Source organism: Roseateles sp. FW305-36, from assembly GCF_058787015.1.
Genome location: NZ_JBYSZK010000003.1, coordinates 376734 through 398089, shown reverse-complemented (window position 1 = coordinate 398089; position 21356 = coordinate 376734). Strand labels below are relative to the sequence as shown.

The following is a 21356-nucleotide window of genomic DNA, read 5'->3' as shown; positions in this document are numbered from 1 at the left end:
CCGCCCGAAGGGTCTCAGCTCCCGCTTGGCGGGACAGCGCGAGGCGCGAAGGGTGCACCATTGCGCCAGTGGGCCAACGAAGCCGCCTACGACCTCTGGGCCGAGGCCTATCCACCGCTGCCCCACAACCCGCTGATGCGTGCCGAGCAGGCCGCCGTGCTGGCCCTGCTGCCCGATGTGGCCGGCCGGTGCGCGCTGGACCTGGCCTGCGGCAGCGGGCGCTATGGCCTGCTGTTGCAGGAGCAGGGTGCGGGTCTCGTTGTCGGCAGCGACCTGTCCGCCGGCATGCTGGCCCGTGCGCCGCTGGCTCATCGCGTGCGGGCCGACATGTCCTGCCTGCCGTTTGCGACGGCCAGCTTCGATCTCGTCGTCAGCGGCCTCGCTGTCGGCCACGCGCCCGGCCTCGATGCCTGGATGGCCGAGGTCGCCCGCGTGCTCGCGCCGGGCGGCGTGCTGGTCTATTCCGACTTCCATCCAGACGCCGCGCGCGCGGGCATGACGCGCAGCTTCACGGATGCCAGCGGCCAGCGCCATGAACTGCTGCATGCGCTGCATGACCCGGATGCGCATCTCGCAGCCGCCTGGCGCGCGGGCCTGGTGCTGGAGGCACAACGCGAGGTGCGTGTCGGCCAGGAACTGAGAGAAGCCTTCACGGGCTCCGAGGCTTTCTATGCGCGCTGGAACGGCCTGGCCGTCGTGCTGGCGCTGAGGCTGGTCAAGCCATGAGTTCTCTCTGTTTCTTCAACGCGGCAGGTGGCGTGAGCTTGAGCACCGAGGGCGATCGCATCGTCGCCGGCTCCGGCGGCCAGCGTATCGACCTGCGCGGCGCCCGGCTGCTGCCCGGGCTCATCAATGGCCACGACCACCTCCAGCTCAACGGCGCACTGCCGCGCTTGAAGTTTCGTGATGAGGGCTATCGCAATGCCGGCGAGTGGATCGCCGACATCACGCCCAGGCTGTCGAAGGATGCGGACCTGCTGGCGCATCGTGCTCAGCCGCGGGCGCAGCGCCTGCTGGCGGGTGGCCTGAAGAATCTGCTGAGCGGCGTGACGACGGTGCTGCATCACGATCCGCGCGACCCCGTGTTGGACGAGGCGGACTTCCCCGTCGATGTGCCCGAGCCCGGCGGCTGGTCCCACTCTCTGGCGCTGGATGGCGAAGAGCAAGTGCGTGCCTCGCGTCAGGCGACACCGGCGGGTCAGCCATGGATCATCCACGCGGCTGAAGGGACGGACAACGCGGCGGCGCTGGAGTTCGACCGCCTCGAAGCCCTGGGCTGCATGGCGCCGGGCACGCTGCTCGTCCATGGCCTGGGCCTGAGCGCCGCGCAGCAGCGGCGCCTCGTCGATGCCGGTGCCGGCGTCGTCTGGTGCCCGGCCTCCAACCTCCATCTCTTCGGCCGCACGCTGGACTCCGGCTGGCTGTTCGATCAAGGCCGCCTGGTCCTGGGCAGCGACTCCCGCATCAGCGGCAGCCGCGACTTGCTTGCCGAACTGGCGCTGGTACGAGAACTGACCGGCTGGTGCGACGAGCGTCTGGAGACCTGGGTCACGGAGGGCGCCGCCCGAATACTTGGACTGACGGACCGGGGTGGACTGGCCCCGGGCCTGCGCGCCGACCTGATTGCGCTGCCACCCGGGCTGCCGCTGCCCCGCGCGACACGTGCCGACTTGCGCCTGGTCGTCGTCGCCGGCCGACCTCTATATGCCGACGCCGATCTCGGCGAAGCGCTGGGTCTGGTGCCGGTGCGCATCGATGGCCGGGTCAAGGCCATCGCGCCGCACCTGGTCATTGCCGAGCCGGGTCTGGAAGCCATTTCTGAAGAGGCCCTGGCATGAACCGCGTGCTGCTGATCAACCCGCGCATCACCTCCAACGCGCGCTTCCCGCTGGCCGTCATGCATCTGGCCGCGGCGCTCGAGGGCCGTTACGAGACGCGCATCCTCGACGGCAATCTGGATCGGCATCTGCCCGAGACGGCAGCGGCCGCGGTGAAGGAGGGCGGCTACACGGCTGTCGGCCTGTCCGTCATGGGCGGCCCGCAGCTGCCGGCCGCGCTGGCCGTGTCGCGCGCCATCCGTGCCGTGGCGCCCGGGCTGCCCATTGTCTGGGGCGGCTATTTCCCGACGCTGTGCACGGACGCAGCCCTGAACAGTGATTGCGTGGACTACGCGCTGCGAGGGCAGGGCGAGCAGGGCTTCACGGAGCTGCTGGACGCGCTGGCCGGCGACAAGCCGCTGGCCGACGTTGCCGGCCTGTCCTGGCGCCGTGAGGGTCGGGAAGTCGTCCACAACGCCGACCGCGCCTTCTCGACCGCCCCGCTGCAGATGAACGTCACTTACGAAGAGGTCGACGATCCCCAGCGCTACCTCGGCCCCACTTATCTCGGCCGCCGCACCACCGGCTACCAGGCGGCCCTGGGCTGCCGCTACCGCTGCAGCTTCTGCGGCGTGGCCGCCATGTTCCGCGGCAAGACGGCCCTGCCTGACGCCGAGCGGCTGGAGCGCGACCTGCGCGGCCTGCAGACCCGCTTCGGTGCGGACTCGGTGCAGTTCTACGACCACAATTTTTTCGACCGCGAGGTCGACATGCAGCCCCTGCTCGAGGTGCTGGCGCGGCTGCAGATGCCCTGGTGGTGCTATGCCCGCGCCGATGCGCTGCTCGGCCTGTCGGATGCGTCCTGGAAGCTGGTGCGTCGCAGCCGGCTGCGCATGGCCTACATCGGCGCCGAGTCGCCCAACGACAGCCTGCTGCGCGACATGCGCAAGGGCACGCGCTCCGACCAGACCCTGGCCGTCGTCGAGGCCTGTCGCGCCAACGGTGTCGTGCCCGAGCTGTCCTTCATGCTCGCGCCACCGCAGGACCCCGAGGGGGAGACGGAGCGCACCTTCGACTTCATCCGCCAGGTCAAGCGCCTGCATCCCGGCGCCGAGATCATGCTGCACATCCACACGCCGCTGCCGCCGCGGCGCCTCGGGGGTTCGGGGGAAGGCCGCTGGACGCCGCGCGATCCGGCCCTGCCCAAGGGCTTCGTCTTCCCCGACAGTGCCGATGCCTGGGCGCAGCAGGAATGGGTGGACTACTGGTGCCACAAGGATGCGCCCTGGCTCAGCCCGGCCCTGCGCCAGCGCATCCACGACTTCCGCACCGTGCTGGGTTGCCGCTTCCCGACGCTGACCGACATCCGCGCGCCGGGCTGGCAGAAAGCCGCCCTGCGCGCCGCCTCCGCCTGGCGCTATCGGCTGGCCCGCTATGACCAGCCGCGCGAGCTGCGCTGGCTGGAGCGCGCCGTGAAGCTCTGGGACCCGCAGCTGAATGCACTCTGAGCCATGCTCCGCATCGCCCAGATCAATCCCTTCCTCGACCCGCTGGGCCGACCACCCGAGCAGTTGCTGAGCGACTGGCCGACGCTGGGGCAATGTGCCCGCGCGGCTGCACAAGCGGGTGCGCGGGTCGATGTCCTGCAGTGCAGTGCGACGGAAGGCTTCATCCGACGGGACGGCGTGAATTACCACTTCCTGCCCTTCGATGCTGGCGGTGGTCAGCCTTCCGCGCGGCTGGAAAAGTTGTTGGGTCGACTGCAGCCGGAGCTGATGCACCTGCAGGGCCTGGGCTTTGCGCGCGAGGTCCGCTGGCTGACGATGCTCGCACCCAACGCGCCGCTGTTGCTGCAGGACCATGCCGACCAGCCACCGCGCCGGCCCCTGGCCTGGCTGCGCTGGCGGCGCGCCTTTGGCCGGGCGCGCGGTTTGATGTTCCACGCCCGCGAGCAGGCCTTGCCCTTTGTGCGGCGCGGGCTCGTCACCGCCCGTACGCGCATCTACGAGGTGCCCGAGTCGAGCTGCGACTTCCAGCCGCGCGACCGCGACGAGGCGCGGCGGGAGACGGGACTGTCGGGTGATCCCTGCCTGCTGTGGGTCGCGCATCTGGACGCCAACAAGGACCCGCTGACGGTGCTCGACGGTGTCGCGCTCGCCGTGTCGCGACTGCCGGGCCTCAAGCTCTGGATGTGCTTTGGCAAGGCACCGCTCTACGACGCCGTGCGCGAGCGCCTGCGCGACCCGCTGCTGGCGGGCCGGGTCGAGCTGCTCGGGGCCGTGCCCCATGCGCAGGTCGAGATGCTGATGGCGGCCGCCGATGTCTTCGTGCAGGGCAGCCACCGCGAGGGCTCGGGCTACAGCGCCATCGAGGCCCTGGCCTGTGGCCTCAGCCCGGCCGTGACCGACATCGCGTCTTACCGCAGCCTGCTGGGACCCTTGCCCGCGGCACGGTTGTGGCCGACGGGCGACGCGGCAGCGCTGGCCGATGCGCTGGTGGCCCTGGCTGGCACGACCGCGGCCGAGCGCCGCGCCGTCGTGCGGGCCCGCTTCGACGCGCATTGCTCACCTGCGGCGTTCAGCCGCAGTCTCGCGGCCGCCTATGCGGACGCGCTGGCCGCATGACCACGTTGCCGCTGCCCCTGGCGCACACCGATGTCCGGCGCGCCTTCCTCGGCAACCTGGCCGCGTCCAGCGGCGAGACGGCGCTGCGCTTCCTGCTCGGCCTGGCGCTGGCGCGGCTGCTGCAGCCGGCCGACCTCGGCCTGTTCGCGATGGCGACGGCCGTGTTCGGCATCATCCAGCTGCTGCGCGACTTCGGCGTTTCGGCCTATCTGCAGCGCGAGCCGAGGCTGACGCCGCAGCGTTTCTCGGCCTGCCTGGGCCTGCTCATCTGCACGACGCTGGCGGCGCTGCTGGCCCTGCTGCTGCTGGTCGAGCCCTTGTCCGAACTGCTGGGTCAGCCGGGCCTGGCGCCGCTGCTGCGCGTACTGGCCCTGGGCCTGCCGGTCTCGGCCTTCGGCAGCGTGATGGCGGCGCTGCAGTTGCGCGAGCTGGCGGCGGCGCGCATCGCCAAGGTGTCGTGGCTGGGCGTGGCCAGCCAGGCCATCGTGGCCCTGACCCTGTCTGCCGAAGGTGCCGGTGCCCTGGGCCTGGCCTGGGCCCAGGTCGCCGCGGCTCTCGCCTGCGGGTTGGCCTATGCCGGCTGGCGTCCGGCCCATCTGCGCTGGCGGCCGGCGTGGCAGGGTTGGGGCGAGGTGCTGCGCTTTGGCGGCGCGTCACTGTTCGCCGGGGGCCTGGCTGGGTTGCATGCCGCCGTGCCGGACCTGCTGCTGGGGCGACTGTCCGCGCCTCACCAGCTCGGCCTGCTGGGCCGCGCGCAGGCGACGGTCAATCTGCTGCAGGTCGTTGCGGGTCAGGCCCTGAACTTCGGCGCGCTGCCGCTGCTGTCCAGTCGTCACGCGCGCGGCGACGCGCTGGCTCCCGTGTTGCGCCGCGCGACGGCCCTGCTCACCGGCCTGGGCTGGCCGCTGTTGGCGCTGACGGTCGTGTATCGAGAACCGCTGGTGCGTCTGCTCTACGGTCCGGCCTGGCTCGATTGCCTGCCGGCGGTGTTGCCGCTGGCCCTGGTCGCGGCGCTGGCCCTGGCCTTCACGCAATTCGGCGCCGCATTGGCGGCCGTCGGCCGGCCTGAGCTGGCAGCCTGGCCGACGGCCGTGAGCCTGATGGCGCGCATCGGCTTTGGCTGGCTGCTGTTCGACGGCAGCCTGGCGTCTTTCGCCTGGGCGCTTTGCGCGGCAGCCGTGGTGACCTTGCCGGTGCAGCTCGGCATCGCCGCGCGGTATCTTGGCCAGCCGCCGCGGGAGCTGCTGGCCGCGGTCGGCGGCAGCGCCCTCGCGGCCCTGGTCGTCCTGGCGGTGCCCTGGACGCTGGCGCCGCTGGCCTGGGTGGCAGCCCTGCGTTGGAGCCACCATCCGCTGCTGGACGAAATCCTTCAGCTGCTGGCGCGGCGGCGCATGACGAGCAGGAAATGATCGCCCAGCCGATTGATCAGCGGCCAGCCGGCCACGCGCCGGTCCAGGGCCCACAGGCGCTCATGCCAGCGCGGATGGCGTTCGGCCAGCCAGGTCAGATAGGGCGGCGGCACGAAGACGCAGAGGCCGCGCTGCACCTCCAGCTCGAAGTGCTCGGCGAAAGGCGAAAAGAATTCCGTGGGCGTGTAGTAGCGCGTCCAGATGGTGCGGCCGTTCATGCCGACGGCGACGGTGCCCTTCGCGAAGCGGATGCCGGCGCGGGCCCAGCGGCGCTGCCGCACATAGTGGGCCAGCTCCCAGGGGCAGTAGCGGCCGATGACGGTGAAGACCAGGCGGCCGCCGGGCTTGATGAGGCGGGCGCATTCGGAGGCGACGGCGCCGAGGTCGGGCACGCAGTTCAGCGGGCCGAGATTGGAGTAGGCGCCGTCGAAGGCGGCGTCGCCCTCGAGGCGCTGCAACTCGTGGGCGCCGACGGCGCGGGCGTCCACTTCGAGGCCGGCGTCGCGGGCGCGGTCGCGGGTGCGCTCGACCATGCGCTCGGACCAGTCCGTCGCCGTCACGTGATGGCCCTGGCCGGCCAGGTGCACGGCATCCAGCCCCGTGCCGCAGCCCAGGTCGATCAGCCGGCTGGCGGGCGCGAAGCTCTTGTCCAGCCAGCGCCACATCTCGTCGCGCATGTCCTGGATGGCGATGTTGTTGCCGCGCGGGCCGTCGTAGTCGGCGGCGACGCTGTCGAAGGCTTGCTGGGTGTCGAGCAGACGGGTGTCGGTGTTCATGCGGAGGTCGTGGTTTGATGAAGATCGCGGTCGTCGTGCCCGGCGGCGTGGACCGTTCGGGCGAGGTGAAGGTGGTGCCGGCCCTGCTGGCCCTGCTCAAGCGCCTGGCCGCGCGGCATGAGGTGCATGTGTTCGCGCTGCGGCAGGAGACCGAGCCTGGCGAGTGGTGGCTGTGCGGGGCGCGCGTGCACAACATCGGCGGCCGTGCGACCGTGCCACGCGCCGTGCGCGCCATCGTGCGCGAGCATGGCCGCGGTCGCTTCGACCTGATTCAGTCCATCTGGTCGGGCGGCTGCGGCGTGGTGGCCGTGGCGGCGGCGAAGTGGCTGGGCCTGCGCAGTGCTGTGCATGTGGCGGGGGGCGAACTGGTGGCCCTGCACGACATCGGCTATGGCGGCCGACAGGGCTGGCGTGGGCGTTTGCGTGAAGGCCTGGTATTGCGCGGCGCCGATGCGCTGACGGCGGCCAGCCGTCCCGTGCTCGATCAACTGGCCGCGCTGGGCTGCGCGGGGCAGCGCCTGCCGCTGGGTGTCGACCTTCAGGCCTGGCCGGCGCGCGAGCCGTGCCGCCGCGAGTCGAATGAGCCGCTGCGTCTCATCCAGGTTGCCAGCCTCAACCGCGTCAAGGACCAGGCCTGTTTGTTGGAAGCTCTTGCACGGGTTGCGACGGCCGAACTCGATCTCGTCGGCGAGGACACGCTGCATGGCGCAGTGCAGGCCCTGGCCGAACGGCTGGGTGTCGGCGAGCGCGTGCGCTTCCACGGGTTCAAGACCCAGACCGAGCTGCAGCCCCTGCTGGCCCGCGCTCATCTGCATGTCATCACCTCGCGCCATGAGGCCGGCCCGCTGGCCGTACTGGAGGCGGCCGTGCTGGGCGTGCCCAGCGTCGGCACGGCGGTCGGGCATCTGACCGAGTGGGCACCGCGCGCGGCCCTGGTTGTCCAGCCCGGCGATGCCGCGGGTCTGGCGAACCTGATCGCCCGGCTGGAAGGCGACGAGGCGCTGCGGCTGCAAATGGCGCGCGAGGGCCAGCGTCTCGCCCTGGCCGAGGACGCGGATTTCAGTTGTGCGCAGTTCGAGCAGCTTCATGCCGAACTCGTCGGACGGTAGGCGAGGGCGCGATGCAAGGAATACAGCGTCTGCGCCCGCGGTGGCGCACCCAGCAGAAAGCTCAATGCCTTGAGCCAGGGCGAGCGGCGCGTCCAGGCCGAGCTGGCCAACGAGTGCTGACGCTGGACGATCTGGGCGGTGACGGCCTGCTCCTCGGGGTGCAGGCGCTGCCAGGCCAGGCCCAGCATTTCGGCGGGGCCGCGTGTCCAGGCGATGCCGGGCAGCAGCGGAATGCCGAGATGGGACAGCGACAGATCGGCCAAGCCCTGGCTGGCACTGGCGCGGCTCAGCTTGCGTGGGCAGGCAGCCAGCACTGCGGCCGGGATGGCGGGGAGTTGACCGGGGAAGAGTCGCTGCGCCAGCCGCAGCGGCGGCACGGCCCACCAGGCGGGGTGACCATCGGAGGCGGGCGCAAGAGCCTGCGCCCAGTCGGTCGCGCTCAGTCGCGAACCCAGGGCCACGATGTCATGCAGCTGGATCAGCCTGACGCTGCGGCTGCAGAGATTGCCGGCCGTGTGCAGCAGCAGGTGGCGCATCAGCGCGGCCGGGCTGGCATAGGGAGTCAGGCCCGGGCCGGCATCAGCCGCCATCAGGCCGGCCGTGATGTCGATCTGGCGCAGCGGCAGCGGTTCGGCAATGGCCTGGTGCAGCTCGATCTTGATCGGGTTGTCTTCGTGCTCGCCAAAGGCGCGGTCGGCGGGCTGCTGCAGAGGCTCGTAGGCGATATGGCGGTGCTTGGATGTGCCCGGCCCGTAGCCCAGGCTGGTGATGAGCTTGTCGGCCGCCTCCATGTCCTCGGCACGAGCCAGCAGGTCGATGTCGCTCATCGGCCGCCCGCCCGGCGCATAGACGTCGAGGGCCAGCAGCGCCGAGCCCTTGAGGCCCAGCAAGGGCATGCCGGCCGCGCCATGCAGACGCTGCAGCAATTCGCGCACCCGGGCCTCGCGCCGGCGACCTTGCTCGGCCTGCTCGGCCAGGAAGGCCTGCCAGTGCGGCGGCCCGGCCCAGAGCAGTCGACGGGCAAGCAGGCCGCTGATGCCGTGCATGACGGACACGGCCATGGCGGCTCGCCATTCGAACTCGTTCCAGGCCGGTGCGATGGGCAAGGGACTGGCCAGCTCGGCGGCCAGCCGGTCCGTCGTCGACCTCAGTGCAGCTTGCAACACTGCGGCCTTGGGCAGGGCCGTCTCACTCACTTGAACAGGCTTTCATGACCACCACGACCTGGCAGGCCGATCCCCGGCAGATCGCTGACCCCTTTGGCGAGCGCGCGCCGCTGGCGCTGAGCCGCAACCACAGCCTGCTGGGCACTCGTGTCGAGTTCCGTAGCGACAGCGAAGCACTGCTGGCGCTGGCCGACGAGGCCTATCTGGGCCTGCCTCAAACGGATGGTCCGGCGCTGCGCATCGAGCTGGGGCTGGTGGACGGCGACGGCAGCTTCGGTGAAGAGCCCCCCGTGGCACGCATGCTGGGCGGCGCCGGCCTGCTCGGCGCGGCCATGGATGCGGACAACCTCGCCCTCGTGAACGTCGAGGCCGGTCGCGCACTCGTGCAGGTCTCGCGCGTATTGCTGCGCTTTCCCTACCACCTGCGCTACGAGCTCATCGAGTTCGCGGCCTACACCCTGGCCTGCCGCACCCGTCGCCTGGTGCCTCTGCATGCGGGCTGTGTCGGCAGCCGGGGCATGGGCGCCTTGCTGGTGGGCGCGAGCGGCGCCGGCAAGTCGACGCTGGCCCTGCATGCGATGGCACAGGGGCTGGATTTCCTGACCGAGGACGCCAGCTTTGTCGACCCGCTGACGCTGCAAGCCACCGGCGTCGCCAACTATCTGCATCTGCGCTTCGACGCGCTGCGCTGGATAGCCGACGCGACGCTGCGGGAGCGCATCGCCAGGGCGCCCGTGATCCGCCGCCGCAGTGGTGTCGAGAAGCACGAGCTCGATTTGCGTGGCGGCTGGGCGCCCTTGGCGACCGAGCCGCTGCGTCTCGAACATCTCGTCTTCGCCTCTTCGGAGACTGCATCCGATGAAGAACTGCTGCGCCCCCTGAATGCGGACGAGCTGATCGAACGCCTGCACGTCAGCCAGCCCTATGCCGCCGGCCAGCCAGGCTGGTCGACTTTCATCGAAGCCTGCGGCGCGCTTCATGGCTGGGAGCTGCGCCGCGGCAGCCACCCGACGGTCGGCGCGCTGGCGCTGAAGGGCTTGTTCATGACGTGAGGGCGGGAGCGGGGCTCAGGTTGGCGATGAGCTGGGTCCAGCGCTGCTTCAGCTCGTCGCCGGCGCGGCGGCGCGCGCTTGTGTCGAGGCGGCCGAGATCGACCTGGGCGTGCAGCAGGTCGCGCACGGCGCGGTAGACCTCGCTGCCGAAAGTGCCGCGGAACATCATGGCCAGGTCGCCGCTGTCGTCCCAATGCGTCTTGGCGCCGAGCTGGGCCTTGACCTGCTCGTGGAAGCGCGTGCCCGGCAGCGGGTAGGAGACGCTGACACCGATGTCGTCGGGCCGGGCCTCCTCGATGAGCCGGCGGGTCTGCAGCAGGTCGTCCAGGCCTTCACCGAGATAGCCGAGCTGGATGAAGAAGCCCACGCGCACGCCGACGGCCTGCAGGCGCTCTCGGGCCTGGTGGATTTCCTCGACCGTCGTGCCCTTGTTCATGGCGTCCAGCACCTGCTGGCTGCCGCTCTCGGCGCCGATCCAGGCCTCGCGGCAGCCGGCATCGGCGAGGGCCCGGGCCATGGCCTCGCTGACGAGGTCGGCGCGGGTCTGGATGGTGAAGGGCAGGCCGCCGCCGCGGGCGTCGAGTTCGGCGGCGAAGCGCTGTACCCAGTCGGCGCGAAAGCCGAAGATGTCGTCGGCGAACCAGACATGGTCGGGCGCGAAGCGGGCCTTGAGCTCGGCCATCTCGGCCGCCACGGCCGCGGCGCCGCGCTGCTGGTAGCGCTGACCCCAGATGGGCTTGGCGCACCAGGCGCAGCGGAAGGAGCAGCCTTTGGACGCCGCCATATTGAGGCTGAAGTAGCCGTGGGCGGCGGTCCACATCGAGCGGTAGCGTTCGGTGTCGACGAGATCCCAGGCGGCGGGGGCCTCCAGCTCGGCGTGATCACCGCGCGGCTGCAGCGTGACGGGCTGGTCCAGGCCGGCGAGGAGTTCATTGCCGGGCAAGCCGGGCTGGGCTTCGAGGCGGCGCAGCAGCGCGGGCAGCGCGTCCAGGCCTTCGCCGCGCAGGGCCACATCGGCGCCGGCGCGCAGATAGATGTCCGGTGCGTCGCTGGCATCCGAGCCTGCCACGATGACCCGAGCACCAGAACGCCGTGCGCTGGCGATCATGGCGCAGGCGGCCTCGCGCATCTTGGCCAGGCACATCTTGCTGAGGTAGTTGTAGTTGTCCTCGTAAAGCAGCACGACGCGCGGCTGCACGGCGGCGAGCTGGCGGTCGAAGTCCTGGGTGCCGGCCGCCAGCATGGCGTCGAAGAGGGCGACCTGATGGCCCTGGCGGCGCAGCAGTTCGGCGACCTGCAGGGTCGCGAGTGGGGGATAGGGCTTGGCGCGGTCGAACTGTTTGGCGTCGAAGCGCAGAAAGAAGCTGTGGCCGACCAGGATGGAGAGCACGCCTTCTCCTCGAGTTGGAGTTCAGCGTGGGTGCCGGCTCGAGGCCGGCAGGTTCAAGGACTATCCCTAGGAACGTTCCAGCGCCGCGGCCAGCTTCTGCACGCCGCCGCGGATGCTGACCTCGGAGAAGGCCGCGAAGCCGAAGCGCAGGCCGGCCGGCGACGGATGCTGCAGGCGGTAAGCTGTCAGCGGCGCCACCGTCACACCAGCGGCCGCGGCACGGCCGGCCATGTCGGCATCGCGCACCGAGACGGGCAGCCAGGCGGTCAGGTTCAGGCCGCGACGCGCGGGAGCGAGCTGCAGCCAGCGACCGAAATGCTTGTCCAGCCCATGGCGCAGGGCATCGGCGCGGGCGCCATAGACGCTGCGCAGCGCGCGCAGATGCCGGGCCCAGTGGCCATCGGCAATGAAGTCGTGCAGCACCGCCTGGTCCAGCAGCGCGGGCTGGGACTGGGTCAGGGCCAGGGTCGTGCAGACCGGCTCGACGAGGCGGCGCGGCAGCACCAGATAGGCCAGGCGCAGGCAGGGCGCCAGGCTGAAGGCCAGGCTGCCGAGGTGGATGACGCAGTCGCCTTCGTCGTCAGCCTTCAGCGCGCTGACACTGCTGCCGTCGAACACGAAGTCGCCGTCGCGGTCATCGTCGATGACATAGGCGCAGCTGGCGCGCGCCCAGGCGAGCAGGGCCTGGCGGCGCGCGGTCGACATGGGGTGGCCCAGCGGCATCTGGGCGGCGGCCGTGGCGTAGGTCAGGCGCGCGCGCGGCGCGGTGCGCAGCGCGGCGTCGACGTCGAGACCTTCTTCATCTACCGGGACAGGAACCACACGCGCGCCGGCCGCCGTCAGCAGGGCCTGCACGGCGGGCGAGCCGGGGTCTTCCACCCAGGCTTCCTCGCCAGGGTTGAGCAGTAGGCGGGCCAGCAGGTCCAGGGCCAGGCGGGTGCCGGGCACGATGACGATCTGGTCGGCGTCGCAGCGGATGCCGCGGGTCAGCAGCAGTTGCTGGGCCAGCAGCTCGCGCAGCGGGGCCAGGCCTTGCCATTCGACGCCCTGGAGGATGCGGCCCTCGTACCAGCGCACGCGCTTGGCCGCAAGCTTGGACCAGACGGCGGCGGGGAAGAGGGTGGCATCGACGCGGTCGGCCTCGAAGGTGCGGGGCAGGGGGCCGTTGCGGCTCATCACGCCAGCGCCCGCCTCGCTCATCTGGCGGCCGCGGCGTGACAACGCTGGCGCAAGGCTGGGGCCCGCTTCTGGTGCAGACGCCGTGGGACTTTGCGGCGCGACAAAGCTGCCGCGCCCCACATGGGCTGAGATGTAACCGTCAGCAAGAAGTCGCTCAAAGACGGCGGTGACGGTGGACCGCGAGAGGCCGTGGTCGCGGGCCAGGCTGCGGCTGGTGGGCAGGCGGCTGCCCGGTGCCAGGCGGCCGTCGCGTATCGCTTCACAAAGGGCGGCATGCAGCCATTGCTGCAGCGTGACGCCGACCGGGCGAGGGCCGAGGACCAGGGAATGTTCAGCGGCGCGACGCAAGCGGACTCGAATTGGTTTGGTGTGTGACAGCTGAATTGGCCCGCGACCGCTCACGGCCGGCTGGGCAGCATGCGCGCCATTCACGGACCGTTCGGCCGGCGATGACGTCGATGTCATCTTAGGCGGGTCATCTCACGCACGATGAAGAGGGATCAATGAAGCCACAAGGTTTACGCAATCTTTCAAGCCTCGGCCTGCCGTTCGCGGTCAGCCTGCTGGTCTCGGCCTGCGGCGGCGGTTCCGGTGGCTCGGGCGACATGGCCCAGCCCGCGGCGCAGAACAGCGAAGCAGCCGGCCCGACGGCGCGCGCGCTTGCTGCAAGCGCGGGTGAGAGCGAAGCCGCGCTGACGCCGGTCAATGCGACAGCCAGCGCCTCCGAGCGCGCCGACCTCGGCCCGGCCAAGGCCATCGACCATGACGACAACTCGCGCTGGAGCAGCGGTTTCAGCGACGACCAGTTCCTGGTGCTGGACTACGGCCGCACGGTGACCATCAACCGCGTGCACATCGACTGGGAGCGCGCCCACGCCAACCAGTACGAGCTGCAGGTGTCCAGCGACGGCAGCAACTGGACGACGATCAAGTCCGTGCCCAACAGCCAGGGCGGCAGCGAGGACTGGACCGGCCTGTCGGCCCAAGGCCGCTATCTGCGCATGAAGGGCATCCAGCGTTCTTCGGGCTATGGCTATTCCATCTTCGAGATCCAGGCCTTCTCGGGCGTCGCGCCCGCGCCGGCACCGTCGCCGGCTCCCGCACCGGCGCCTGCTCCCAGCCCGGCGCCAGCACCGGCCCCCGCGCCGAATCCGGGTCAGCCGGGTGTCGCCGTCAAGCCGGTGACGGCCACGTCGTCCGCTGTCGAAAACCAGGGCAACAACGCCCTGCAGGCCATCGACGGCAAGCCCGGCACGCGCTGGGCCAGCACCTTCGAGGACGGCGCCTGGATCCAGTTCGACTTCGGCGCCAAGACGCCGGTCGGCTACATGAAGCTGGTCTGGGAGAACGCCTACGGCAAGGCCTATTCGCTGCGTGTCTCCGACGACGGCCAGAACTGGACCGAACTGCGCAACGTCAGCAACGGCCGTGGCGGCACCGAGGAGTTCTTCAACCTGAATGCCAATGCGCGCTACATCCGCCTGCAGGGCGTCGCGCGCGCAACGCAATACGGCTACTCGCTGTTCGAGGTCGAGTTCAAGTCGCCGGGCAGTGACAACACCATCGCCGACGTCGCCACCTCGGCCATCAAGTTCCCGGCCAGCGGCACCGGCATGGTGCCGCTGCCGACCAGCGCCGAGCCGCTGGAGTCGCTGCAGTTCACGCTGCCCGACGGCACCCTGGTCACGCGCTTCGGCGTGCGCGGCCTGGCCCGCCATGGCCGCGAGCGTGGCGAGGATTGGAACGAGATCGGCTACGGCCCCAACGACACCGTCGACGCCCTGGGCAATCCGGTCGACAAGGGCCCGGGCAACTTCCTCACCTTCGTACCCCAGTACTTCAAGAACCGCACCTGGGGGTTCGAGATCGTCGACAACAGCCGCGTGGCCGGCGTGACCAAGCCGACGCTGCGCGTCAACCAATACTTCACCCAGCAGCAACTGCCCGGCGGTGTGGCCTGGTTCCGTGCCTTCGACCGACCCGGCGTCACCGGCTATGGCTGGATGAACCCCGGCCAATTGGCCGACCAGAACATCACCATCTGCCCGCCGGTGGCCTACCCGCCCAACGGCAGGCTGCTTAATCCCACCACTGTGCTGAACAACGGCTGCAGCCTGACGGTGAAGGAGTACCCGGGCCACGGCGACCTCGGCGCCGACGGCTTCCCCAACGGCAAGGACGTGCCCGCGCGGCCGCTGCTGGTGGGCGACGTCATCGAGGTCTCGCCATCCTTCTTCTCGACGACCCAGGTCATGCAGGCCATCGGCGACAACGGCGGCATCCGCTACTACGCCGGCGAGTGGACCTATGTGGTCGGCGTGGGCCTGCGCCCGTCCTATGGCGTGCAGCCGCGGCTGATGAACGCGCCGCTGCCGGTGGCGACGCTGTCGGGGGGTGACGGCTCGGTGTCGTACAACTACTCCGACAACGGCCTCTTCATGTTCCAGCAGCCGCACAACCACGCCGGCATGCAGAACATCCAGCGCTTCGTCGAAGGCCGCCGCCTTGTGCACACCAACTTCACCACGGGTGACCACAACGAGCCCGGCAACGACCGCTACTTGGGCGCAGTGGGTCTGCAGGGTACGCGCTTCAATCAGTCGGCCTGTATCGCCTGCCACACCAACAATGGCCGCAGCCCGGCACCGATGGCCGTGAACCAGCGGCTTGACATGATGTCGGTGCGCGCCGCCATGCTGGACGCCAATGGCCAGCAGGTGCCGCACTCGCGCTACGGTGCTGCCATCCAGATGAATGCGCAGTCGCCCACCGGCGCGCCGCAGGACTGGGGCAATGGCGTGCGCGTGGCCGGCTTCGAGACCCGCAGCGTGAAGCTGGCCGACGGCACGACGGTGGAACTGCGCAAGCCGCAGCTCGCCTTCGATGGCCCGGTGCCGGCTATCTTCTCGCTGCGCGCCGCCCAACCCATGATCGGCACCGGCCTGCTCGAAGCCGTGCCCGAGGCCGACATCCTGGCCCTGGCGCGTGCCACGCCCGATGCCGACGGCGTCAAGGGTGTGCCCAACTATGTCTTCGACCCCGAGACCGGCGCCGTGCGCCTGGGCCGCTTCGGCTGGAAGGCGTCCAAGGTCTCGCTGCGCCACCAGGCCGCCGCCGCCCTGCTGCAGGACATGGCCGTCACCTCGCCGGTCTACCCGAGCCGTGCGTGCAACAACGGCCCGGCCGCCTGCGCTTCAGGCACGGCGCAACCCGGCATCTCCGAGGCCGATCTGCAGCAGGTGTCGCGCTATCTGGCCCTGCTGGCCGTGCCGGCCCAGCGCAGCCTGGCCAGCGGCTTCCCCAAGGGTGTGGCGCCGCTGGACGAGCATCGTGTGGACACGCTGCAGGTGGCCAATGGCAACCGCCTGTTCGACCAGGCCCGCTGCACGGCCTGCCACACGACGACGCTGAAGACCGGCCCGGGCCATCTGCTGGCTGAACTGCGCAACCAGACCATCAAGCCCTACAGCGACCTGCTGTTGCACGACATGGGCACGGGCCTGGCCGACAACTATGTCGAAGGCCAGGCCAAGGGCGGCCTGTGGCGCACCGCGCCGCTCTGGGGCATCGGCTACACCGACAAGGTCATGGGCAACAGTGCCAAGGTCGGCTATCTGCACGACGGCCGCGCCCGCAACCTGACCGAGGCCATCATGTGGCACGCCGGGGAAGGGGAGAAGTCGCGGCAGCGGTTCGAGGCGATGAACAAGGCGGATCGGGATGCGGTGCTGGCGTTCCTGAAGTCGCTCTGACGCTCGGCGCCTGAACTCGAAATGCCTGGCCATGCCCGGCGTCCTCGTTGGGGGGAATGACAGCGCACTTCCAGTTTCTAGGGATGCTTCCCGCTTCTGAAGCCGTTATGGTTGGCATCCGGCGGCCGTCAGGGGACTACCGCTGACTGATCCAGGGGGCTGAAGAATGACAAGGCGACTTGCTTGGTGCCTGCTGGCACTGCTGACGGCATGCGGTGGTGGCGGCTCCTCGGGAGGCGGCGAGCCGCCGGTCGAGTCCCCCAGCTATTCGCTCATCGGCAAGGCACAGAAGGGTCCGTTCGCGATCGGCTCCCAGGTGCAGGCGAACGAGTTGAACGCCAATCTGAGCGCCACCGGAAAGTCCTACCAGGCCCAGACCTCCGACAGCCTGGGCAACTTCAGCTTCTCGTCCAAGCTGGGCACCAAGCTGGTCGACATCCAGGCCAATGGCTACTACGTGGACGAGATCACCGGCCGCCTGTCGACCTCGGTGATCAATCTGCAGGCGACGGTCGACCTCAGCGTCATGGCGACGCCCACGGTCAACGTGCTGACGTCGCTGCAGGCGCCCAGGCTCAAGACGCTGATGAACCAGGGCGCCAGCTTCAGCGCGGCCTACACCCAGTCCCAGAACGAGGTGCTGTCGGCCTTTGGCATCGATGCTTCGAAGGTCACTGGCCTGACGACGCTGGACGCCATGCGCATCGATGGCAACAAGGATGCCGATTCGGTGTTGCTGGCGGTTTCCGCCACGCTGGCCCAGATGGCCGCGGACACCGCGAGGACCAACGGCAGCACCCAGGCCGCGGAACTGTCCAATCTCGTCAACACCCTGGCGGCGCAGATCGGCAGCGGCGGCTCCGTCACCAGCCCGGCCCTCGTGGCGGCACGCAAGCTGGCCCAGACGGAAATCAATGTCGCGTCGGTGCGCTCCAACCTGGAGACCTACTACGCGAGCCAGTCCACAACGATCGTGGCGCCGAAGTTCGAGGAATGGATAGACGCCAGCGGCTCGGGCGTGCTGCCGCAGCGGCTGTCGCCCGTGACCGGCCTGGTGTTCACCGACGTGGCCGGCACGGCGCCTGGCGCGATCGTGACGAGCAATGCCATCACCGTTGCCGGCCTGGGCGCCGGCACCTCGGCCGCGGCTGCCGTCGACGCCGACTCGATCCTCATCAAGAACAACGCCGTCGTCGACGGCAAGCGCACCATCGTCCAGAACGGCGACACCCTCGCCATCCGCGTCACGGCCCTCGGGTTTGGCCTCACGCATACGTCGACGCTGTCCGTGGGCTCTTCCACGGCCACCTGGCACGTGGCCAGCAAGGCGCTGGGCGGCACGGTCAACGGCTTGCAAGGCAGCGGACTGGTGCTGCAACTCAATTCGTCCGAGACCCTCGCGGTGGCCGCGGGTGGCAGCAGCTTCTCCTTCGCCTCCACCCTGGCCAACGGCGCGGCGTTCACCATCGTCGTGCAGACCCAGCCTGCCGGGCAGATTTGCGCGGTCACCAACGGGACGGGCACCGTGGGCCTGTCCTCGGGTGCGGTGTCGATCGCCTGCTATGCGGCCGGTGCAGCCGCCATCACCAAAGTCAGTGGCGATCAGCAGAACGTCGTTCAGCACCAGGCCTTGCCGGTCATCCCCAAGGTCTTGGTCACCGACAGGCTCAACCAGCCGGTGGTCAACGCCGTGGTGACGTTCCAGGCTTCAAGCGGCTATTACGCGGCCAACCCGATCGCTGTCAGCACCATGGCCGACGGCACTGCACAGGTCTACGTCCCGGTCACGGGCGACCCTGCAACGCCGTATGAGATCTACTTCCATGCCACGGGACCGCAATACGTCACGGCCACATTGCCTGACGGGACCTCGGTGAAATTTGACGTGACCGTCGGTGCATCGACCCATGCCTACGACGGCAAGTACATCTGCACCGATATTCCCGCCGGCTACTTCAACATCGCCGACGGTCAGATCCTGCGGCCGGGGCTGCTGTCCTTCGGGACGCTGAACGAAACCACGGGCGTTCTGGAGATCCTCATCGGCTCCAACTACAAGGCCCACTGGTACGGCCTGATCGCGATCGATGCCGCCGCGCGCGCCACGCTGACCGGGACGTATACGGCCTCCACCTTCGCGGGCCAATCCACCGACCCGATCGGCAACTGGTCCTGCTACCGGCTGTAGCGGGAGCCGGCCTCAGGCCCATGGCGGGTTCGGCTGAGAGCCGGTGATGGAGCGTCGGCCGGTGTGGCCGGCGCTCAGGCCTTCTTCACGAACTCCGACTTCAGCCCCATCGCGCCGATGCCATCGATCTTGCAGTCGATGTCGTGGTCGCCGTCGGTCAGGCGAATGTTCTTGACCTTGGTGCCGACCTTGACGACCAGCGACGAGCCCTTGATCTTCAGATCCTTGATGACGGTGACCGTGTCGCCGTCCTGCAGCACGTTGCCGACGGCGTCCTTGATCACGCGCGTCTCCTCGGAGGCCGGCGCCGTGGCTTGGGCCGACCATTCGTGCCCGCACTCGGGGCAGACGAACTGGGCACCGTCTTCGTAGGTGTAGCTGGACTGGCAGTTGGGGCAGGCGGGCATGGTGCTCATCGATGGGCCTCGGCTGGACAAGAAAAAAGCCCCGCTGCATGCGCAACGAGGCTTTTGATTTGGCTCCCCGACCTGGGCTCGAACCAGGGACCTACGGATTAACAGTCCGGCGCTCTACCGACTGAGCTATCGAGGAATGGATTTGTATGTCGGCACGTCAAGCGGTTGCGACGTGCGTCTTGTCGTCTTTCGACGAGGGTTCTGTGGCTCCCCGACCTGGGCTCGAACCAGGGACCTACGGATTAACAGTCCGGCGCTCTACCGACTGAGCTATCGAGGAACAGAGCCCGTGACTATAGCAGTTTTTTCAAGGGCTTCAGAGTCGGACCTCGAGACTCGTGCGGAAAGTCCGCGGCGCGAGGGGGTAGAGATAGCTGTGTTCGAACTGCCAGGGGGCCTCGCGCCAGGCACGGCGGTTGGTCAGGTTGTCGATGCCGGCGCGCCAGATCCAGGTCTGGTTGCCCACGCCCTGCAGATAGCGCAGGCCGACGTCGGCGACGGTCCAAGCCGGCACCGGGACGCTGTTGTCCGGCGTGGCGAAGCGGCTGCCCTCATGCAGCAGGCCGAGCTGGGCCTGCAGGCCGGGCAGCAGATCCTGGCGCAGCTGGGCCTTGAGCGTTGTCTGCGGCACATTGGGCGGCACGAGGCCATTGAGGCTGACGTCGCTGCTGCCCTCACGACGGGCGCGGAGTTTCGTCGCGCTGGCGAACAGGCCGCCGCCGCTCCACTTCAGGTCGGCGCTGGCCTCGATGCCGCGGTGGCGGGCATAGCCGTCGGCGCGGTGTTCGCAGCTGAGGTCGACATCGCAGCTGCCGATGTCACGCCACAGCGGACGGCGGATGTCGAAGGCGGTCAGCGAGCCCTCGACCCGCTGGCTGCCCGTCTTCAGGCCGATCTCGGTCTGGCGGCTCTTCAGCGCGGGCAGGGCCTGGCCGGCATTGACATAGCGCGGCCGGTTGGGCGTGACTTCGCTTTCGACGCCCTGGCCCCAGCTGGCATAGGCCAGCCAGTCGCTCGTGATGGCATGGCTGAGGGCCAGCCACGGCGTGGTGACAGCCTGGCTGTAGTCGGTGGCGCGCGAGCCGTCGGTGCGCACGCTCTCGCGGTGCAGGCGGGTGTGGCGCAGGCCCAGCCAGGCGCTGGTGTCGGCACCCAGGGCGACGCGATCACGCAGATAGAGCTCGTTGCTGCGCTCGTCGCGGTTGGTGTTCTCGTCGGTCAGGTCGGGGGCTGCGGCCGTGACGGCGCTCCCATCGATGTTGCCGATGCCGGCCCAGTTGTAGGCCTGGCGCTGGAAGCGGCTCTTGAACTGGCTCGTCAGTCCACCGACGGTGAGGTCATGGCGCATGCCGGCCAGTTGCACGGGGCCGCTGGCCGAGACGTCCAGGGACGTCGTGTCGCGGTGCTCGTTCTCGCTGCGGTAGTCGTAGAGGTCGAAGCTGCCGTCCGAGCAATAGCTGGCGTAGTTGTTCTCGGCGGAGCAGCCGAAGCCGAAGGCATTGCGATCGTCGGTGCGCAGGCGCTGGATGCCCAGATGCGCCTGGGCGCGCCATTCGCCGGCCAGCTTCTGCTGCACGCGCAGCGAGGCGTGCGTGTTGTCGAAGACGACGGGCAGGGTCCAGGGCTGGTTGTTGAGGTTGATGTTGGGATCGATGCGCTTCGCGTCGGGCAGGGTGTTGCCGAGCAGGCTGAAGCCGTCCTGGCTGGGCTGGCTCTGGTGGTTGAACTCGACCTCGGCCTCGACGAGGGTGTCGGGGCTCAGGCGCCAGTCGGCGGCCAGCGCGGCGGTGCGCGAGTTGCCCTTGCTGTTGCGCAGCGTCGGGTCCAGGCGGGCCGCGGCGACATTGATGCGCAGGCCGAATTCGCGATTGGTGCCGAAACGTTGCGAGTGATCGACGCTGGCCTCCACGGTGCCGCGCTCGATGGCGCCCAGCACCAGCGTCGTCGCGTCTTCCGCCAGCGGGCGCTTGACGACCATGTTGACGAGGCCGGCCGGTGCGCTGGTGCCGGCCTGCATGCCGGAGCTGCCCTTCAGCACCTCGACGCTCGCCTTGTTGGCCAGGGACAGCGAGGTCTCGCCGTTGACGGGCAGGCCGTCGCGGCGCAGGTTGAAGCGGTTGTCGAGGTCGAAGCCGCGCACCTTGAGCTGCGACCAGTAGCCGACGGCGTTGTAGCTGTCGGAGACGGAGGCGTCGAGCTTGGTGAGGCCGGAGAGCTGGCTGATGCCGCTGTCGGCCAGGCGCTCGGCCGACAGGCTGATGGCCTGCATGGGCAGCCTGGCCGGCGGGTCGCTGAAGCCGGACAGTCCGGGCGCGGCCTCGGTGGCCTTGCCGGTCACGCTGACCTGGGGCAGGGTCTGAGCCGAAGCGAAATGGGCAGCGAGCAGCGCCGAGGCGGCCGCAATGGAGGAGAGGGAAAGGTTTGCCATCGAAATGCAAAGCGATGGCAGGTCGGCATGCGAGAACGCAACGGGCGCTG

General features: G+C 69.5%; 15 protein-coding genes and 2 tRNA genes. 9 read left to right on the top strand and 8 right to left on the bottom strand.

Annotated elements, in window-relative coordinates:
• Positions 1 to 60: 60 nt before the first annotated feature.
• The 5 genes from AC3WOE_RS08500 to AC3WOE_RS08480 are packed head-to-tail and all read left to right on the top strand — an operon-like array spanning position 61 to position 5850.
• Positions 61 to 726: a class I SAM-dependent methyltransferase gene (locus AC3WOE_RS08500; RefSeq protein ID WP_492689690.1), complete on the top strand. Its 666-nt coding sequence runs from the start codon at positions 61 to 63 to the stop codon at positions 724 to 726.
• Positions 723 to 1838, top strand: a complete 1116-nt coding sequence (locus tag AC3WOE_RS08495; protein WP_492689689.1) for an amidohydrolase family protein — start codon at positions 723 to 725, stop codon at positions 1836 to 1838. Before AC3WOE_RS08500 ends, AC3WOE_RS08495 begins: the two co-directional genes overlap by 4 nt.
• Positions 1835 to 3325, top strand: coding sequence for a B12-binding domain-containing radical SAM protein (locus tag AC3WOE_RS08490; RefSeq protein ID WP_492689688.1), 1491 nt, complete (start codon positions 1835 to 1837; stop codon positions 3323 to 3325). Before AC3WOE_RS08495 ends, AC3WOE_RS08490 begins: the two co-directional genes overlap by 4 nt.
• A gap of 3 nt (positions 3326 to 3328) precedes the next feature.
• Positions 3329 to 4441, top strand: coding sequence for a glycosyltransferase family 4 protein (locus tag AC3WOE_RS08485; RefSeq protein ID WP_492689687.1), 1113 nt, complete (start codon positions 3329 to 3331; stop codon positions 4439 to 4441).
• Positions 4438 to 5850 (top strand): oligosaccharide flippase family protein, encoded by a 1413-nt coding sequence (locus AC3WOE_RS08480; RefSeq protein WP_492689686.1) that lies wholly within the window; start codon positions 4438 to 4440, stop codon positions 5848 to 5850. The genes AC3WOE_RS08485 and AC3WOE_RS08480 overlap by 4 nt, the downstream gene beginning before the upstream one ends.
• Here the strand turns inward: AC3WOE_RS08480 and AC3WOE_RS08475 are convergent.
• The gene (locus AC3WOE_RS08475; RefSeq protein WP_492689684.1) at positions 5811 to 6626 is read right to left on the bottom strand and encodes a class I SAM-dependent methyltransferase; all 816 of its coding nucleotides are present in this window, start codon (positions 6624 to 6626) and stop codon (positions 5811 to 5813) included. The two genes, AC3WOE_RS08480 and AC3WOE_RS08475, sit on opposite strands and share 40 nt — an antisense overlap.
• A gap of 17 nt (positions 6627 to 6643) precedes the next feature.
• Between AC3WOE_RS08475 and AC3WOE_RS08470 the strand changes: the two genes are divergently transcribed.
• The gene (locus AC3WOE_RS08470; RefSeq protein ID WP_492689682.1) at positions 6644 to 7735 is read left to right on the top strand and encodes a glycosyltransferase family 4 protein; all 1092 of its coding nucleotides are present in this window, start codon (positions 6644 to 6646) and stop codon (positions 7733 to 7735) included.
• On the opposite strand, the gene AC3WOE_RS08465 is transcribed toward AC3WOE_RS08470, so the two are convergent.
• Complete coding sequence (locus AC3WOE_RS08465; RefSeq protein WP_492689681.1) at positions 7711 to 8931, bottom strand: nucleotidyltransferase family protein; 1221 nt, start codon at positions 8929 to 8931, stop codon at positions 7711 to 7713. The genes AC3WOE_RS08470 and AC3WOE_RS08465 overlap by 25 nt on opposite strands.
• A gap of 14 nt (positions 8932 to 8945) precedes the next feature.
• Here AC3WOE_RS08465 and AC3WOE_RS08460 point away from each other — a divergent pair, with 14 nt between their 5' ends.
• Positions 8946 to 9953 carry a phosphoenolpyruvate carboxykinase (ATP) gene (locus AC3WOE_RS08460; protein ID WP_492689680.1) on the top strand — a complete coding sequence of 336 codons (1008 nt, stop codon included), beginning with the start codon at positions 8946 to 8948 and terminating at the stop codon, positions 9951 to 9953.
• Here the strand turns inward: AC3WOE_RS08460 and AC3WOE_RS08455 are convergent.
• Together AC3WOE_RS08455 and pdxR are read right to left on the bottom strand one after the other, a co-directional pair.
• Positions 9943 to 11343 carry a B12-binding domain-containing radical SAM protein gene (locus AC3WOE_RS08455; protein ID WP_492689678.1) on the bottom strand — a complete coding sequence of 467 codons (1401 nt, stop codon included), beginning with the start codon at positions 11341 to 11343 and terminating at the stop codon, positions 9943 to 9945. The genes AC3WOE_RS08460 and AC3WOE_RS08455 overlap by 11 nt on opposite strands.
• 66 nt (positions 11344 to 11409) lie before the next feature.
• Positions 11410 to 12870 (bottom strand): MocR-like pyridoxine biosynthesis transcription factor PdxR, encoded by a 1461-nt coding sequence (gene pdxR, locus AC3WOE_RS08450; protein WP_492689677.1) that lies wholly within the window; start codon positions 12868 to 12870, stop codon positions 11410 to 11412.
• A 155-nt stretch (positions 12871 to 13025) separates the two neighbouring features.
• On the opposite strand from pdxR, the gene AC3WOE_RS08445 reads away from it, so the two are divergent.
• Positions 13026 to 16274 (top strand): di-heme oxidoredictase family protein, encoded by a 3249-nt coding sequence (locus AC3WOE_RS08445; protein WP_492689676.1) that lies wholly within the window; start codon positions 13026 to 13028, stop codon positions 16272 to 16274.
• 166 nt (positions 16275 to 16440) lie between these two features.
• Entirely contained in the window at positions 16441 to 18462 is a 2022-nt protein-coding gene (locus tag AC3WOE_RS08440; RefSeq protein WP_492689674.1) for a hypothetical protein, read from the top strand.
• Between the two features lie 74 nt (positions 18463 to 18536).
• On the opposite strand, the gene AC3WOE_RS08435 is transcribed toward AC3WOE_RS08440, so the two are convergent.
• The 4 genes from AC3WOE_RS08435 to AC3WOE_RS08420 all read right to left on the bottom strand — a co-directional run bounded on the left by AC3WOE_RS08435 (position 18537) and on the right by AC3WOE_RS08420 (position 21306).
• Positions 18537 to 18878, bottom strand: coding sequence for a zinc ribbon domain-containing protein YjdM (locus AC3WOE_RS08435; RefSeq protein WP_492689672.1), 342 nt, complete (start codon positions 18876 to 18878; stop codon positions 18537 to 18539).
• A gap of 60 nt (positions 18879 to 18938) precedes the next feature.
• Positions 18939 to 19014: transfer RNA gene (locus tag AC3WOE_RS08430), tRNA-Asn, on the bottom strand.
• Positions 19015 to 19082: 68 nt separating this feature from the next.
• Positions 19083 to 19158 (bottom strand) — tRNA-Asn (locus tag AC3WOE_RS08425).
• A gap of 36 nt (positions 19159 to 19194) precedes the next feature.
• Positions 19195 to 21306: a TonB-dependent siderophore receptor gene (locus AC3WOE_RS08420; protein ID WP_492689671.1), complete on the bottom strand. Its 2112-nt coding sequence runs from the start codon at positions 21304 to 21306 to the stop codon at positions 19195 to 19197.
• Between the last annotated feature and the right edge of the window lie 50 nt (positions 21307 to 21356).

Excerpts from the sequence above, each read along its gene's own strand:
- AC3WOE_RS08495 (WP_492689689.1), top strand. The coding sequence starts at position 723 with ATGAGTTCTCTCTGTTTCTTCAACGCGGCAGGTGGCGTGAGCTTGAGC.
- AC3WOE_RS08490 (WP_492689688.1), top strand. The coding sequence starts at position 1,835 with ATGAACCGCGTGCTGCTGATCAACCCGCGCATCACCTCCAACGCGCGC.
- AC3WOE_RS08485 (WP_492689687.1), top strand. The coding sequence starts at position 3,329 with ATGCTCCGCATCGCCCAGATCAATCCCTTCCTCGACCCGCTGGGCCGA.
- AC3WOE_RS08480 (WP_492689686.1), top strand. The coding sequence starts at position 4,438 with ATGACCACGTTGCCGCTGCCCCTGGCGCACACCGATGTCCGGCGCGCC.
- AC3WOE_RS08475 (WP_492689684.1), bottom strand. The coding sequence starts at position 6,626 with ATGAACACCGACACCCGTCTGCTCGACACCCAGCAAGCCTTCGACAGC.
- AC3WOE_RS08470 (WP_492689682.1), top strand. The coding sequence starts at position 6,644 with ATGAAGATCGCGGTCGTCGTGCCCGGCGGCGTGGACCGTTCGGGCGAG.
- AC3WOE_RS08460 (WP_492689680.1), top strand. The coding sequence starts at position 8,946 with ATGACCACCACGACCTGGCAGGCCGATCCCCGGCAGATCGCTGACCCC.
- AC3WOE_RS08445 (WP_492689676.1), top strand. The coding sequence starts at position 13,026 with ATGAAGCCACAAGGTTTACGCAATCTTTCAAGCCTCGGCCTGCCGTTC.
- AC3WOE_RS08440 (WP_492689674.1), top strand. The coding sequence starts at position 16,441 with ATGACAAGGCGACTTGCTTGGTGCCTGCTGGCACTGCTGACGGCATGC.
- AC3WOE_RS08435 (WP_492689672.1), bottom strand. The coding sequence starts at position 18,878 with ATGAGCACCATGCCCGCCTGCCCCAACTGCCAGTCCAGCTACACCTAC.
- AC3WOE_RS08420 (WP_492689671.1), bottom strand. The coding sequence starts at position 21,306 with ATGGCAAACCTTTCCCTCTCCTCCATTGCGGCCGCCTCGGCGCTGCTC.